The sequence below is a fragment of the Microcystis sp. LE19-84.1B genome (genome assembly GCF_027531875.1).
Classification (GTDB): domain Bacteria; phylum Cyanobacteriota; class Cyanobacteriia; order Cyanobacteriales; family Microcystaceae; genus Microcystis; species Microcystis panniformis.
In genome coordinates this window covers 1-2,997 of sequence record NZ_JAPZSR010000013.1, presented here as the reverse complement: position 1 = coordinate 2,997, position 2,997 = coordinate 1, and the positions used below count along the sequence as shown (strand labels likewise).

The 2,997-nt window shown below is 44.6% G+C and carries 1 protein-coding gene; it reads right to left on the bottom strand.

Annotated elements, in window-relative coordinates; translation table 11 throughout:
• Nucleotides 1-2,271: ELWxxDGT repeat protein (locus tag O9324_RS00575; protein WP_288139206.1), on the bottom strand; the 2,271-nt coding region annotated here is incomplete at its 3' end.
• Between the last annotated feature and the right edge of the window lie 726 nt (nt 2,272-2,997).

The window sequence follows — 2,997 nt, the reverse complement described above, 5'->3', positions numbered from 1 at the left end:
GTTGTAATACCGGTTGCGGAAATAGAGGCGATCGCCTACCTGGGTAAATTGGTCAAGGTAAGCGGCATTATCTTGGTACAAGTTAGGTACACTCAGTTGTACCGGTTGACCAGTTGTTGGGTCAATTTTGTAAAACCGCTCTGTATTAAGACTATTAGTGGCGGTGAAATAGAGGGTGCCATTGACATCAATTAGATTGCGGGGGTTGGAATTTCCTGAACCGGTATTAATATCCAACAGGACGATGTTTCCAGTGGTCGGATCTACACGATAAAGTTCTATTCCGTTGGTTCCATTATTCGCGGTAAAATATACAGTCCCTCCACCAAAAATTAGATTAGTGGGATCAGAACCGGTACTGCCAGGTCGAATATCGCTGACTAATACTGGTAAATTATTAGCGGGATCAACTTTCCACAGTTCCCGACCCGCAGCACTGTTGGATGCGGAAAAGTACAAAACGCCGTTAATATTAGTCAAATTTTGCGGAGAAGAACTACTGCTACCCGACACAATATCAATTAAAGCCGGATTGCCGGTGGCGTTATCAATGCGATAAAGTTCTGTCCCGTTGGTGCCATTATTGGCGGTAAAGTAGAGCGTCCCGTTGACATTCGTCAAATTACTAGGATTAGAACTACTTGACCCTAGACGAATGTCAATCAGAACCGGAGATTCGTCGACGGTATCAATGCGATAAAGCTCCGTGCCGTTCGTGCCGTTATTGGCCGTAAAGTAGAGTGTCCCGTTGACATCGGTTAGATTATTAACGCTAGAAGTATTACTACCGGGATAAATATCTAGCAACTCAACCACCCCGGTGGTAGGATTAGCCCGCCAGAGTTCCGTTCCATTAATCTCGTCGTTAGCGGTGAAGTAGAGAACGCCCCCAATCTCAGTGGGTGTTGTCAAATGGGAAACTGGCATCTCAACGAAATTACTCGGATTAGAACCTAAGGTCGTGGCGTTGATATCTTCAACTAATTCCGTTCCCTCCGGCGTGCCATCGGTGCGCCACAACTCCACGCCCTGGGTGTAATTATTCGCCGTAAAGTAGAGCTTGCCGTCGCTGTAGGTTAAATTGCCGGGACTAGAGCTATTGCCGCCCTCGTAAATATCCTTGAGGAAGACGGCGTTGCCGGTGGCGGGGTCAAGCTTCCAGAGTTCCTGGCCACTCGTGCTATTCGTAGCTGTGAAATAAAGAACTCCATTGGCATTCGTCAGATTATTCGGGCTAGAACTACCACTACCAGGGACAATATCAATCAAAACTGGATTGCCAGTGGTGTTATCAATGCGATAAAGTTCTGTCCCGTTGGTGCCATTGTTAGCGGTAAAGTAGAGCGTCCCGTTGACATTCGTCAAATTACTAGGACTGGAACTACTTGACCCTAAACGAATGTCAATCAGAACTGGATTTCCGGTGGTGTTATTTATGCGATAAAGTTCCGTTCCGTTAGTGCCATTAAATGCCGTGAAATACAGTGTGCCATTGACATCTGTTAGGTTGCTGACGCTGGAAGTATTACTTCCGGGATAAATATCGAGTAGCGAGACAACGCCAGTAGCCGGATTCGCTCGCCACAGTTCGGTGCCATTGACATCATCGTTAGCGGTGAAATAGAGAATGTCTCCAATTTTAATAAAGTTGCTGGGATTAGAGCCAAAGCTAGTAGAGTTAATATCGGCAACAAGAGAGGGTTCGGTAATGGTTGCTCTCTCAACTGCAATACTCACGCCACCAATACTAATTACCCCCGCATCATCCTCCGCTTTCATATATGCCAAAGCCTCCTCAGATAGACTTTCTCCCATCACCAACGAGGCAAAAATAGCTCCCTCATCTCCCGGCGCATCCGTACTATTCAACACCCCATCCACATAATGGCCATACTCCTCCAACAGCAGGGCGACAATTGCCCCTAAATTGCCCTGATTCTGACTCAGAAACTCGTAAGATAGGTAAATTCGATTATTTGCTATTGCATAAGCCCCATTTGCCCCATTAAGGCCATTTCCTGAAACAATTTCCATGATGGGAAAGCCAGTTAAATCGCCTGCTTGCCACTGGCTTTGTAATTCATCAGTATTAACTGCTGTGCCGAAGGCTACCTGTATTTTGTCGCCAAAGGCAGAATCATCAGCAAACTGTTGTAATTTGCTAGAAATTAACAGCGTTGCCTGTTGTAGCGCAGAAATAATATCTGAATCGAGGGTTAACGCAGATTCTAGGGTTAAGTTAGTTGTGAGGGTGTAAAGGGTGTTAGGCATGGGATGAACTGGGGATAAAAAAGAGAATTAAACAGGATTCAGCGATATTTTGGCGGCAAAATCGATAAATTCGCACAACAACATCCCAATGGGCAACAAAGCCAATCGAGAGATTAGGAGAATAATTGGTTAGGGAATATCAAATTGATCTAAAAACTCACCCGCAAGTCTAGCCTAAGCTACCTAGCTATGTCAAGAAGTTTTATGTAATTTCACAGGAACTTTAAAAAAACTTAACCAAATTTAGAGCATATAGCTATTGGCCATACACTTATTAATTCTATATTCTGGGTTATAACTGTTGAGATTGTCTGGGCTGCCACCGGTAATGCGATGTTTATATTGTTAAGTTTTGTTAATAGCTTAATCTCTATGGTTTTCATAGTCTAAAAACAATGGTTATCCTCTTGTATGAATAGGAGGATAATCTAAGCTGGTATCTCCCATTCAGCCGCTCATAAGTGGGTGGGTGGAATTAAATATAAAATGAACGTAGGTTGGGTTGAAGCATGAAACCCAACGCCCGATTATGTTACGCTACCGCTAACCCATCCTACAAATAATTGTGCCTCCCTACTTAGGGTTTGCGGCAAAAAGTACGGGCGAAGCATTCGGATAGAAAATCTACGGTTTCACCGATAGGTTATTGCCCGAATGCTTCGCCCCTACAGGACGCGGGCCGATGAAGACGCAAGGTTTTGAACGACGATTCTCTCAAAATCTTGC